Origin of the sequence: Bradyrhizobium sp. CCBAU 51745 (assembly GCF_028128715.1) — a bacterium.
Taxonomy (GTDB): Bacteria; Pseudomonadota; Alphaproteobacteria; order Rhizobiales; family Xanthobacteraceae; genus Bradyrhizobium; species Bradyrhizobium manausense.
Window position 1 is genome coordinate 34,967 of record NZ_LBJP01000075.1, and the last position, 12,621, is coordinate 47,587.

The window sequence follows — 12,621 nt, forward strand, 5'->3', positions numbered from 1 at the left end:
GAAAAGTTAATCAGCCGATTAACTCGCCACCAAGAGCAACGTCAGAGGCGTTTGCCGGATCACCGGCATTCGCCCGCGACCCGAGGAAACAACAACGTGCTCGATAAAGCAGCGCCCACCTCATCCGTCCGCGCCACCGGCCCGCTCGCGGGCTTCCGCATCGTCGAATTCGCCGGCATCGGACCCGGCCCGTTCGCCTGCATGATGCTGGCCGACATGGGCGCCGAAATCGTCACGCTCGACCGTGTCGGCGCCAAGAAGAGCATGAAGTCGGTGGCGGGGCGCGGCCGCAAGCTGATCGAGCTCGACCTCAAGGACAAGGCGGCGATTGCTGAGGTGCTCGACCTGCTTGCCAGCGCCGACGCGCTGGTCGAAGGATTTCGTCCTGGCGTGATGGAGCGGCTCGGGCTCGGTCCTGACATCGTGCTCGCGCGCAATCCAAGGCTGGTCTACGGCCGCATGACCGGCTGGGGGCAGGAAGGCCCGCTGGCGAACGCGGCCGGCCACGACATCAACTACATCTCGATCACCGGCGCGCTCGCCGCGATCGGCACTGACGAGGCGCCGGTGCCGCCGCTCAACCTGGTCGGTGATTTCGGCGGCGGCGCGCTCTATCTCGTCGTCGGCGTGCTCGCCGCGCTGCTGGAAGCATCAAAGTCCGGCAAGGGCCAGGTGGTCGACGCCGCGATGTGCGATGGCGCAGCCTCGCTGATGTCGTTCTTCTTCGACATGAAGACACTGGGACGCTGGACCGAAGGCCGCAACCGCAATTTCCTCGATGGCGGCGCGCACTTCTACGGCGTCTATGAATGCGCCTGCGGCCATTTCGTCTCGATCGGCTCGATCGAGCCGCAATTCTACGCGCTGCTGCGCCAGCATGCGGGCCTCAACGATGCAGACTTCGATGCACAGATGGACCCCAAGGCCTGGCCCGCGCTGAAGGAGAAGCTGAAAGCGGTGTTCAAGAGCAAGACGCGCGAGGACTGGTGCAAGATCATGGAAGGCACCGACATCTGCTTTGCGCCTGTGTTGACCATGTCGGAAGCGACCGCGCATCCGCACATGGTCGCCCGCAACGTCTTCATCGAGCGCCATGGCGTGAAACAGCCGGCACCGGCGCCGCGCTTCTCGCGTACGCCGTCGGCGGTGCGCGAGCCGGAGGTGGCGGAGATCGGGGCGGTGACGAGGGCGTGGAAGGGCTGACGTCATTCCGGGGCGCTCGCGTCGCGAGCGAACCCGGAATCCGGAGATTGTCACATCGAGATTCCGGGTTCGCGCTGACGCGCGCCCCGGAATGACGGTCAGTCGCGTAGGGTGGCGGCAGCGTCCTTACGCCGCGTTCCCCACCTTCAACACGCCGCGGCGGATCTGATCTTCCTCGATCGACTCGAACAGCGCCTTGAAATTGCCTTCGCCAAAGCCGTCGTCGCCCTTGCGCTGGATGAACTCGAAGAAGATCGGGCCGATCGCGTTGGCCGAGAAGATCTGCAGCAGCACCTTGGTCTGGCCGCCGTCGACCACGCCTTCGCCGTCGATCAGGATGCCGTTCTTCTGCAGACGTGCGACGTCCTCACCGTGCTTAGGCAGGCGGGCATCGATCTTCTCGAAATAGGTCGCGGGCGGCGACGGCATGAAGGGCAGGCCGGCTTCGCGCAGGCCTTCGATGGTTTTGTAGATGTCGCGGCAACCGCAGGCGATGTGCTGGATGCCTTCGCCACGATAGGTCTTCAGATATTCCTCGATCTGGCCGGAATCGCCGGCGTCCTCGTTGATCGGAATCCGGATCTTGCCGTCAGGGCTGGTCAGCGCACGCGAGAACAGGCCGGAGGCGCGGCCCTCGATGTCGAAGAAACGGATCTGGCGGAAGTTGAACAGTTTTTCGTAGAAGCCGGCCCAGACATCCATGCGGCCGCGATGGACGTTGTGGGTGAGGTGATCGAGATAGAACAGGCCGGCACCATGGGGCCGCGGATCGCGCGCACCGAGCCATTCGAACTCGGCATCATAGGCCGAGCCCTTGGCGCCATAGCGATCGACGAAATAAAGCAGGCTGCCGCCAATGCCCTTGATCGCGGGCACATCCAGCGTCTTCTGCGCCGGTGTCACGCCGGCCGGCTCGGCGCCGAGCGCAATCGCGCGGTCATAGGCGGCCTTGGCATCGACCACGCGGAACGCCATCGACGGCGCGCAGGGACCGTGCGCGGCGACGAACTCGTAACCGTGGGTGCCGGGCTCCTCGTTGACGAGATAGTTGATGTCGCCCTGGCGATAGACGGTGATGTTCCTGGTCTTGTGGCGCGCGACCGCCGCATAGCCCATCAGCTTGAACAGATCGTGCAGCTGCTCGGGATCGGGATGCGCATATTCGACGAACTCGAACCCGTCGGTGCCCATCGGATTGTCTGATGTGATCGTGGCCGGCGGTGCATCGTGCGGAAACGGACCCATTGCGGTTCTCCCAATTGCTGCTGGGTAGAACTATCCTTCATGGAGCACGCAATGAGCGTGCAAACGGGACGCGTTTTCGCTATCCTATGCACGATCCGTGCACGAAATGGACAAATGACGCATGATTCCGGTGGATGCCTTCGACCTCAAGATCCTGGGTGCGCTCCAGGATGACGGCCGCCTCACCAACCAGGAGCTCGCCGAGCTGGCCGGGCTCTCGGCCTCGCAATGCTCGCGGCGGCGGATGCGGCTGGAGCAGGAGAAGGTGATCGCGGGCTATCACGCCGACCTCTCCAGCGAGGCGCTCGGCTTCGGCGTGATCGCCTTCATCCAGGTCGGGCTTGCGACCCACTCGCCGGACAATTCAAAGCGCTTCCGCGCGCTGGTGAACCGGATCGACGAGATTCAGGAGGCCTATTCGCTCACGGGCGATGCCGACTACGTGCTGAAAGCCGTGCTGCGTGACCTCAAGGGCCTCTCCAATCTCGTCAATGACGTCCTGATGCCGCACCAGAGCGTGGCGCATGTGCGCTCCTCGATCGTGCTCGACCGGCTGAAAGAGAGCTCAAAGCTGCCGCTGAAGGATTTGAAGGCTGGCTGAAATCGAGGGAACTACGCCATTCGCGCTGCCCGCGCGGTCTGCGATGATCGAGACCGATCCGGGAGACTTTAGCCATGGCCCTTCAGCTGCGACCGAACTGCGAATATTGCGACCGCGACCTGCCGCCATCAGCCACCGACGCGCGGATCTGCTCCTACGAATGCACCTTTTGCGCCGATTGCGTCGAGACAAAGCTGTTCAACGTCTGTCCGAACTGCGGCGGCGGCTTTGCGCCGCGCCCGATCCGCCCGACGCAGGAATGGCGGCCGGGCGTCTGCACCAGCAAGCAGGCGCCGTCGGACAAGCGGGTGCATTTGAAGTACAGCCTGGACGACGTCGCCGCGCATTGCGCGCGGGTGCGCGACGTGCCGCCGGAGAAACGGTGAATCCGAGGTCGTCGTTCCGGAGCGATGCGCAGCATCGAACCCGGAACCTCGAGATTCCGGGTTCACGCTTCGCGTGCCCCGGAATGACAGCGGCTATTCCGCCGGCACAATCGTCCCCTCGACCTCACCGAAGCCGATTCGATAGCCGTTGCCCTGGCACCAGCCGCGCATGACGAGGCTGTCGCCGTCTTCCAGGAACGCGCGCCTGGCGCCGCCGGGCAATTCCACCGGCTCGGTGCCGTTCCAGCTGATCTCGAGCAAGCTGCCGCGCTGGTTCTTCTCCGGGCCCGAGATGGTGCCGCTGCCGAGGAGATCGCCGACATTCATCGCACAACCGCTTGAAGCATGGTGCATGAGCTGCTGCACCGAGGACCAGTACATGTATTTGAAACTGGTGCGGCTGATGCTCGCCGGCGCATTGGCGCCGGCGGCGCGCAAGGAGACGTCGAGCGCGATATCGTAGTTCTGCGGCCTCACCTGCTTCAGATAATCCAGCGGCACCGGCTGCTGCTCCGGCCCCTTCAGCCGGAACGGCTCCAGCGCCTCGCGCGTCACCACCCAAGGGCTGATCGAGGTCGCAAACGCTTTCGCCAGGAACGGCCCGAGCGGCACATATTCCCATTGCTGGATATCGCGCGCGCTCCAGTCGTTGAGCAGCACGAAGCCGAAGATCATCTCCTCGGCCTGGCTCTCGGTCAGCATGCCGCCCATCGGCGACGGCTGGCCGACCACGACACCCATTTCCAGCTCGAAATCGAGCCGCTTGCACGGCCCGAAGCTCGGCACCTCCACGTTCGGCGGCTTCAACTGCCCGCGCGGCCGCTTCACCTTGGTGCCTGACACCACGACTGTGGAGGCGCGGCCATTATAAGCGATCGGCATGTACAGCCAGTTCGGCTGCAGTGCATTGTCCTTGCCGCGGAACATCACGCCGACATTGGTGGCGTGCTCCTTCGAGGAATAGAAATCGGTGTAGCCGGAGACCGCGAAAGGCAGATGCAGCTTTGCCTCGCGCATCGGCACCAGCGCTCGGCTGCGCAGCTCCTCATTGTCGCGCAACTCCGGATGATCGCGACGGAGCAGCTCGCTGATGCGCGCGCGAGTCTTGGTCCAGACCTTTGGTCCCAGCGCCATAAATGCATTGAGCGAGGGTCCGGAGAAGACGCCAAGCGCTCCGACATCGAGCCGCGAATCCTGCTCGAGCTCCCAGAGGTCGAGCACGTAATCGCCGATGGCGACGCCAACGCGCGGCGTTGGATTGCCAGGGGTCGAGAACACGCCGTAGGGCAGGTTCTGGATTGGGAAGTCGGAAGAAGGATCGACGTCGATGAATGAGCGGAGGGTGGGGTCATTGGGGTGGGGCATTGGGTTTCCTGCCGGATAACTCGACGGTTTCTCCGCCGTCGTTCCGGGGCGCGCGTAGCGCGAGCCCGGAATCCATTCATCCATGTAACCGGTGGTGCAATGGATTCCGGGCCCGCGCCTTCGGCGCATCCCGGAATGACGAAGTAACTACGGCCTGTTCGGATCGAACCGCTTTTCCAGCCCCTTCCAGCAATCGGCATAATCGTCCTGGAGGGTCGACGACTTCGCGGCATGGGCCGTGACGCGCTGCGGGTAGCGGGTCTCGAACATGAACGCCATGGTGCCTGTGAGCTTCACCGGCTTCAATTCGCCATTGCTGGCGTGCTCGAAGGCGTCGCGATCGGGGCCGTGCGGCAGCATGCAATTGTGCAGGCTCATGCCGCCGGGGACGAAGCCCTGCGGCTTGGCGTCGTAGACGCCGTAGATCAGGCCCATGAACTCGCTCATGATGTTCATGTGATACCAGGGCGGGCGGAAGGTGTTGTCGGCGACCATCCAGCGCTCCGGGAAGATGACGAAATCGATGTTCGCGGTGCCAGGGGTCTCCGACGGCGAGGTCAGCACCGTGAAGATCGAGGGATCGGGATGATCGAAGCTGATCGCGCCGACCGGCGAGAAGGCGCGCAGATCGTATTTGTAGGGCGCGTAATTGCCGTGCCAGGCCACGACGTCGATCGGCGAATGGGCTAGCTGTGTCTTGAACAGCGAGCCGCCCCATTTCACGTAAAGCTCGGTCGGCGTGTCCTTGTCCTCGTAATTCGCGACCGGCGTGAGGAAGTCGCGCGCATTGGCGAGGCAATTCGCGCCGATCGGCCCGCGCTCCGGCAGCGTGAACGCGCCGCCGTAGTTTTCGCAGAGATAGCCGCGTGCCGGACCGTTCGGAATCTCGACGCGGAATTTCACGCCGCGGGGGATCACCACGATCTCGCCGGGCTCGGCATCGATGCGGCCGAATTCGGTGACGAGGCGCAAGTTTCCCTGCTGGAGCACGAACATCAGCTCGCCGTCGGCATTGTAGAAATGCTGGTCCACCATCGACTTGGTGATGAGATAGACATGCGCGGCCATGCCGGCCTGCGTATCGACGTCGCCGGCTGTGGTCATGGTCTGCACGCCCTGGAGGAAGGTGACCTCCTCCTTCGGCAGCGGCGTCGGGTCCCAGCGCAATTGCGCAATCGGCAGATCGTTTTCATGGCACGGCGCCGAGCGCCACAGGCCGGCGTCGACCTTCTCGAAGCGTCCGGAATGCTTCACCGAGGGGCGGATGCGATAGAGCCAGGAGCGCTCATTGCTGCCGCGCGGCGCGGTGAAGGGTGAGCCCGAGAGCTGCTCGGCGTAGAGGCCATAGGCGCAGCGCTGCGGCGAGTTGCGCCCGATCGGCAACGCGCCCGGCAGCGCCTCGGTCTCAAAGCTGTTGCCGAAGCCGGACATGTAGCCCGGCGTCACCTGCCCCGAGCTGCGGACGATCTGATCAGGCGAGGTATTGATGTTCATGACTATCCTCCTCCTTGCAGGGCGGCCCACATTTCCTGGTCGCGCTTGTCGGTCCAGATCACGGGATCGTCGATGCCCGACGCTTCGTCATAGGCGCGCGAGACGTTGAACGGCAGGCAGTGCTCGTAGATGGCGAAGCTGGAAAATTTCGGATCCATGACCTCGCGCGTCGCCGCCATCGATTCCTTCAGCGTGCGTCCCTTCGCGACCGAGATTTCGGCGGCGCCATAGAGCGAGGTGACGAAATCGCGCGTCATCGCGATGGCCTCGCGCACGGTGGCGGTGCCCTTCAGCGCATCGCCGCGGCCCGGCGCAATCGCCTTGGGATTGAAGTTGCGGATCTCGTTCAGCGTCAGCGGCCATTCGCGCAAATGCGCATCGCCGCAATAGCAGGCCGAGTGATATTCGATGAGGTCGCCGGAGAACATCACCTCGGCATCCGGCACCCAGGCGACGATGTCGCCGGAGGTGTGGCCGGCCCCGAGCTGCATCAGCCGCACCTCGCGCTTGCCGAGATAGATCGACATCTCGCCTTCGAAGGTCAGCGTCGGCCAGGTCAGGCCGGGAATGCTGGCCGCGTCCTGGAACAGGCGTGGGAAGCGGCCGTATTCGGAATCCCAATCCTGCTGGCCGCGCTCCTCTATCAGCCGATAGGTCTCCTGCGAGGCGACGATGCCCTGCGCGTGATAGGCGGAGGCCCCGAGCACGCGCACGGCGTGATAATGCGACAGCACGACATATTTGATCGGCTTGTCCGTCACCTTGCGCACGCGTTCGATCACCTTGTTCGCCATCGCGGGCGTTGCCTGCGCGTCGAACACGAGGCAGCCATCGTCGCCGACGATCACAGCGGTGTTCGGATCGCCCTCGGCGGTGAAGGCATAGAGATCGGCGCCGATCTCGGAGAAGGTGATCTTCTTTTCGGCGAGATCGCCGGTGGATGCGAAGTTCTTCGCCATCAATTCATCCTTACGAAGTTATTGTTGTTGCTGTTGCTGTTGCTGCTGGCCATCGATCATGCGGCGTTTCGCCAGCACCAGCGCTTCCCGCAGCACATCGATATCGCCGATATGGTTGGCGAGGATCAGCACCAGCGCCGCGTCGAAATCAGCGCTCTGCTCTTCAGTAAGGCCGCGATGCGCTTCGACGATGGCGCGAAAGGCGTCGTCAGGCCGCGCGAAGTTGGAGCTGGTTGATAGCGGCATGCCAAACCTCAATTCAAGCCTTGAGCCCGCGACAATGCCGCCGCGACGCTAGCGCGCGTCGGATGGCGGAAGCGTGCCGCGACGTAGCCATCGGGCCTGAGCAGATAGGCCGTTTCAGGCGCGGCGTCATAGCGGCTGGCGACGAGGCCCGCGGGATCGGCTAATCCGGCCACCCCGCCGATGCGGATGTCCTTGACGCCCTCGGGCGCATCGAACGCCGCGCCATTGCTGAACGACAGCAAGGCGAAGTCCGTTCCACCTTTCCGGAACGCGTCCGTCAGGTAGACCCCCTCGCCCAGGGGAGCATCGAGCATGGAACAGCCGGGACGAGGCCCACCGGCCCACGCCTCCGCATCCAGCGATGACAGCGGCGAGTCGTAGCTGCACGGCACCGAGAGCCGGCCGCCATTGACCATGCGCTTGCCGAACTCGGTCTCCTTGGCCAGCGCCAGCACCGCCTTGCGCAGCCGCGCTTCCTGATGCGAGTTCGGCGCCATGAAATCGGTCGAGCGGGTGGATTCGCGGATGTTCTCGTCGGCCGCCAGGCTGCGCTCGATATGATAGCTCTCGAGCAGGCTCGCCGGCGAAATACCACGCAGCACACGATCGAGCTTCCAGGAAAGATTTTCGGCGTCTTCAAGCCCGGAGTTCGCGCCGCGCGCGCCAAAGGGCGAGACCTGATGTGCGGAATCGCCGGCAAAGATCACGCGGCCATGAATGAAGCGGTCCATCCGCCGGCACTGGAATTTGTAGAGCGAGATCCATTCGAACTCGAACTTGTCGTGGCCGAGCATGCGCGCGATTCGCGGCCGCACGTTCTCGGGCTTCTTCTCGACGACAGGATCGGCGTAGCGATTGAGCTGGAGATCGATGCGCCAGACATCGTCGGGCTGCCGGTGCAGCAGCGCCGAGCGGCCGGCATGGAACGGCGGATCGAACCAGAACCAGCGCTCGGTCGGGAATGCCGCGGTCATCTTGACGTCGGCGATCAGGAACTGGTCCTCGAACACCTGTCCGCCAAACTCCGCGCCGACCATCTGCCGCAGCGATGAACGCGCGCCGTCGCAGGCGACGACATATTGCGCCTGCAAGCGATAGGCGCCTTCAGGCGTCTCAATCGTCAGCAAGGCGGAATCATTGCGCTGCTCGAGTGCGGTCACCTTGTTGCGCCAGCGCAGGTCGATCGCAGGCAGCTCGCTGATGCGATCGACCAGATAGGCTTCGGCGTAATATTGCTGGAGGTTGATGAAGGCCGGCCGCTTGTGGCCGTCTTCCGGCAACAGGTTGAACTGATAGAGCTGGGACTCGCCGTGAAAGATGCGGCCGACGCTCCACACCACGCCCTTGTCGACCATGCGGTCGGCGACGCCAAGCCGGTCCCAATATTCCAGCGAACGCTTCGAGAAGCAGATCGCGCGCGAGCCTTCGCCGATGCGATCGGCGTCATCCAGCAGGACGACACGCTGGCCGCGCTGGGCAAGATCGATGGCGAGCGACAGGCCGACCGGGCCAGCCCCGACGACCACGACCGGATGCTCGGCCGCGCTTTGGCCGGGACGGTCCTGGTCGGGGTGGCGGCGATAGCCGAATTGGATTTTGGCCTGATGCGTATTGGCTGGCGCCATACACTAACCTCGGCTCTGGTCAGGAGAGCACTGATCTGCTAGATAGTCTCACGTGCAACTATTTTGGACCGGAGCCGGCCGGCCGTCAACTGGAATTCGGAGCGCTCTCCTTGGCGAGGACATCAAGCGACATCGCGCTGAAGACGAGAGAAGCCGGCGAGGCTTCCCCACCGCCGAGATCGCGGCTCGATCTGTTCAAGTTCGTGCCGTTCCGCCTCAACCGGCTTGCCGCGGAGGTCAGCTCCGCGCTCGCGGTGGAATATCAGGAACGTCACGGCCTCGACATCCCGGCCTGGCGCGTGATCGCCACGCTTGGCTTCCGCAACGATGCCTGCAGCGCGCAATTCATCTCGCAATGTACCCGCACGCATAAATCGACCATCAGCCGCGCGGTGACCACGCTCTTGCAAGGCGGCTTGATCGAGCGGGTCGAGAACGAAGCCGACCGCCGCGAATTTCGCCTGCGACTGACCAAGAGGGGCCGCACGCTCTACGAGGAGCTGTTCCCGCAGCTGCTGCGACGCGAGGACGAGATTTTGGCCTGCCTCTCCGCGCAGGAGCGCAAGCAGCTCTCGGCGCTGCTCGGCAAGATCGAGGAGAGCCTCGATTTGATCCAGACCAGCGAAGAGGCTGACGCCAAGCAGGCGTATTAGGCAACGCTGTCATTCCGGGGCGCGCGCAGCGCGAACCCGGAATCCATTTATCTACGTAACCGGTGGCGCGATGGATTCCGGGTTCGCCGCGTTGCGGCGCCCCGGAATGACGTCTGCACCGTCACTTCGCAAACGACCGCGTCGGCGGCAGATGCAGCGACCAGGCGTCGACCTTGTCGCTCGCGCGCGGATAGATCTCGGTCACAACAGGATCGTGACCGGGAATGTAGCGATCGGGATGCCCGGCGAGGCGTTCGATCGTCTCCCAGCCGGCCGCCATGTCGCCGACATTGTAGACGATCGGGAACGGGCTCCTGCGCTGCAGATTGGCGTAATAATGCGCTGCATCCGACGCCAGCACCACCGGGCCGCGCGCGGTCTCGACCTTGACCACCTGCAAGCCGTCGGAATGGCCGCCGACGCGGTGCACGGTCACGCCGGGCGCGACCTCGCCGTCGCCGGAATGGAAGGTGACGCGCTCCCCATAGACATGGCGCACCATCTGGGTGACGTGCTCGACCGAGAACGGATGACGCAGGAGTCCGTTACACATGCAGCGGCCGGTCGCGTAAGCCATCTCGCGCTCCTGGAGGTGGAAGCGCGCGTTGGGAAAGCGATCGAGATTGCCGGCGTGGTCGTAATGCAGATGCGTCACGATGATGTCGCGGATGGCGGCCGCCGCGACGCCGAAGCGCTCCAGCGCATCGACCGGATCGAGCGTCAGTTTTCGCGCGCGCAAGGACGCTTCCTCGGCATTGAAGCCGGTATCGACCAGGATATCGCGGCCGTCCCTTCGGATCAGCCAAACGAAGTAGTCGAGGTCCTGTGCCGCGCTGTCATGCGGATCCGGCGCCAGAAAATTCATGCTGGGGGTGCGCGGCGACATCGTCGCATAGCGCAAGGCGTAGATTTCGTAGGCGTTTCCCTCTGGCTTGCTCATGGCTGTGATCCCGGCTTTTGCTTTTCTGAGTGGACCTCGGCGCACCAAGCCATCGCCGGCCGCAAAGGTCAAACCGCGCGGTTGCAGCGAACCCGGCAGCAATGTGAGACCAATCACATTTTCGTCGCGAGTGCCGGCCTAACATGGCATTCGGAACCCTGAACGAGCTTGCGTCGAGGAGAGCCCTGATCGTCGAAAAATTCCCCTCGCCGCCGGCCTGCGCCTCGCGCTCAATTGTCGCGATAGTGCAGACTCTCCAAGCGGTTGACGCCCCCGCTCCCCGGTTTGATAATGCCCTTTGCGTAAGTTAAGGTCGCCGCGGCGCAAGCTGGGAACGGCGCCTTTTTGGCTGGACCGCGCTGATTATGAAAACTCGCTTCCTTTTTCTTCTGCCATTGCTTGTCTTGTTGGTCCCGACCGCTGCGTCGCATGCGGCCGGCGACCGCTTCGCGCTGGTGATCGGCAATGCCAAATATCCCGATGCCGACAGCCCGCTGAAGGAGCCGATCAACGACGCCCGTGACGTCGCCGACGAGCTCAAGCGTGACGGTTTTACGGTCGAGGTCGGCGAGAACCTCACCGGTGACGCCATGCGCCGCGCCTTCGACAAGCTCTATGGCAAGATCAAGCCGGGCGCGGTGGCGCTGGTATTCTACAGCGGGTTCGGCATCCAGTCGGCGCGCCAGAGCTACCTGATCCCGGTTGACGCGCAGATCTGGACCGAGTCCGATGTCCGCCGCGACGGGTTCAGCATCGAGGCCATCCTGGGCGAGCTCAACACCCGCGGCGCCGGCGTCAAGATCGCGCTGATCGACGCCTCCAGGCGCAACCCGTTCGAGCGCCGCTTCCGCAGCTTCTCGGCCGGCCTGACGCCGGTGATCGCGCCGAACGGCACGCTCGTGATGTATTCGGCCGCACTGGCGTCCGTGGTGTCGGATGCCGGCGGCGACCACAGCCTGTTCGTCCAGGAGCTGCTCAAGGAAATCCGCGTCCCCGACCTGATGGCCGAGGAAACGCTGAACCGCACCAAGATGGGCGTCACCCGCGCCTCACGCGGCGAGCAGGTGCCCTGGATCTCGTCCTCGCTTGCCGAGGATTTCTCGTTCATTCCGGGGGCGAGCGGATCGCGCCCGGCGGAAACGCCGCCGGCGCCTCCCGCACCGCCGCCGGCCCCTGTTGCCAGCAACCCGCCTCCGACTCCGCCCGCTCCGCCTGCCCCTGTGGCTGCGAATAATCCGCCGGCGCCGCCGGCACCTCCATCACCGCCGCCGCCCTCGCCGAAACCGCAAGTGGACGCCGCGCTGCCTCCGCCGCCACCGCCGGTCAAACCGGCCGAGCCCGCTCCGCCGGCAAATGCGGACGGCGGCCCGAGCGCGGCCGCACTGCAGGAAGACCCCACCATCAAAAGCCTGACGGCCAAGATCGCCGCCAATCCTGACGACGTGAATGCGCTATACCGGCGCGGCCAGGTCTATGCCAGCAAGGGAGCCTACACCCTCGCCATCAAGGATTTCGACGACACGCTGCGGATCAATTCGAAGGACGTCGAGGCCCTGAACAATCGCTGCTGGACCCGCACCGTGGTCGGCGATCTCCAGGGCGCGCTGAAGGACTGCAACGAGGCGCTGCGGCTGCGGCCGAATTTCGTCGATGCACTGGATAGCCGCGGGCTGGTGAACCTCAAATCGGGCGCGGTGAAGAACGCCATCGCCGATTTCGACGCCGCCTTGAAGATCAACCCGCGCCTGACCTCCTCGCTTTACGGCCGCGGCGTGGCCAAGCAGCGCAACGGCTCGACCCAGGAAGGCTCGCTCGACATCGCCAATGCCAAGGCGATGGATCCGAACATCGTGCAGGAATTCGCAAGTTACGGAGTGCGTTGATATTTTTTTGATTTCGGACGG

General features: G+C 64.2%; 12 protein-coding genes. 5 read left to right on the forward strand and 7 right to left on the reverse strand.

Going from position 1 to position 12,621, the window contains the following annotated elements:
• Window positions 1-96: 96 nt before the first annotated feature.
• A complete protein-coding gene (locus XH98_RS19230; protein ID WP_271619578.1) occupies window positions 97-1,203 on the forward strand; it encodes a CaiB/BaiF CoA transferase family protein in 1,107 nt (368 codons plus the stop codon).
• Window positions 1,204-1,329: 126 nt separating this feature from the next.
• Here XH98_RS19230 and hppD read toward each other — a convergent pair whose 3' ends face one another.
• Window positions 1,330-2,448 carry a 4-hydroxyphenylpyruvate dioxygenase gene (hppD, locus tag XH98_RS19235; protein WP_271619579.1) on the reverse strand — a complete coding sequence of 373 codons (1,119 nt, stop codon included), beginning with the start codon at window positions 2,446-2,448 and terminating at the stop codon, window positions 1,330-1,332.
• A gap of 121 nt (window positions 2,449-2,569) precedes the next feature.
• Here hppD and XH98_RS19240 point away from each other — a divergent pair, with 121 nt between their 5' ends.
• Window positions 2,570-3,049, forward strand: a complete 480-nt coding sequence (locus tag XH98_RS19240; protein WP_057743490.1) for an Lrp/AsnC family transcriptional regulator — start codon at window positions 2,570-2,572, stop codon at window positions 3,047-3,049.
• Window positions 3,050-3,123: 74 nt separating this feature from the next.
• Window positions 3,124-3,435 carry a DUF1272 domain-containing protein gene (locus XH98_RS19245; RefSeq protein ID WP_271598173.1) on the forward strand — a complete coding sequence of 104 codons (312 nt, stop codon included), beginning with the start codon at window positions 3,124-3,126 and terminating at the stop codon, window positions 3,433-3,435.
• 93 nt (window positions 3,436-3,528) lie between these two features.
• Here XH98_RS19245 and fahA read toward each other — a convergent pair whose 3' ends face one another.
• The 5 genes from fahA to XH98_RS19270 all read right to left on the reverse strand — a co-directional run bounded on the left by fahA (window position 3,529) and on the right by XH98_RS19270 (window position 9,124).
• The gene (fahA, locus tag XH98_RS19250) at window positions 3,529-4,800 is read right to left on the reverse strand and encodes a fumarylacetoacetase (RefSeq protein WP_271619580.1); all 1,272 of its coding nucleotides are present in this window, start codon (window positions 4,798-4,800) and stop codon (window positions 3,529-3,531) included.
• Between the two features lie 147 nt (window positions 4,801-4,947).
• Window positions 4,948-6,294 (reverse strand): homogentisate 1,2-dioxygenase, encoded by a 1,347-nt coding sequence (gene hmgA / locus XH98_RS19255; RefSeq protein ID WP_271619581.1) that lies wholly within the window; start codon window positions 6,292-6,294, stop codon window positions 4,948-4,950.
• A gap of 2 nt (window positions 6,295-6,296) precedes the next feature.
• Entirely contained in the window at window positions 6,297-7,253 is a 957-nt protein-coding gene (locus tag XH98_RS19260) for an MBL fold metallo-hydrolase (protein WP_271598176.1), read from the reverse strand.
• An 18-nt stretch (window positions 7,254-7,271) separates the two neighbouring features.
• Window positions 7,272-7,499 carry a DUF2783 domain-containing protein gene (locus tag XH98_RS19265; RefSeq protein ID WP_271598177.1) on the reverse strand — a complete coding sequence of 76 codons (228 nt, stop codon included), beginning with the start codon at window positions 7,497-7,499 and terminating at the stop codon, window positions 7,272-7,274.
• An 8-nt stretch (window positions 7,500-7,507) separates the two neighbouring features.
• Window positions 7,508-9,124 (reverse strand): FAD-dependent oxidoreductase, encoded by a 1,617-nt coding sequence (locus XH98_RS19270; protein WP_271619582.1) that lies wholly within the window; start codon window positions 9,122-9,124, stop codon window positions 7,508-7,510.
• 110 nt (window positions 9,125-9,234) lie between these two features.
• Between XH98_RS19270 and XH98_RS19275 the strand changes: the two genes are divergently transcribed.
• The gene (locus XH98_RS19275) at window positions 9,235-9,777 is read left to right on the forward strand and encodes a MarR family winged helix-turn-helix transcriptional regulator (protein ID WP_271619583.1); all 543 of its coding nucleotides are present in this window, start codon (window positions 9,235-9,237) and stop codon (window positions 9,775-9,777) included.
• 121 nt (window positions 9,778-9,898) lie between these two features.
• On the opposite strand, the gene XH98_RS19280 is transcribed toward XH98_RS19275, so the two are convergent.
• Window positions 9,899-10,717 (reverse strand): N-acyl homoserine lactonase family protein, encoded by an 819-nt coding sequence (locus tag XH98_RS19280; RefSeq protein WP_271619584.1) that lies wholly within the window; start codon window positions 10,715-10,717, stop codon window positions 9,899-9,901.
• 365 nt (window positions 10,718-11,082) lie between these two features.
• On the opposite strand from XH98_RS19280, the gene XH98_RS19285 reads away from it, so the two are divergent.
• Window positions 11,083-12,600 (forward strand): caspase family protein, encoded by a 1,518-nt coding sequence (locus tag XH98_RS19285; protein ID WP_271598181.1) that lies wholly within the window; start codon window positions 11,083-11,085, stop codon window positions 12,598-12,600.
• Window positions 12,601-12,621 lie beyond the last annotated feature (21 nt).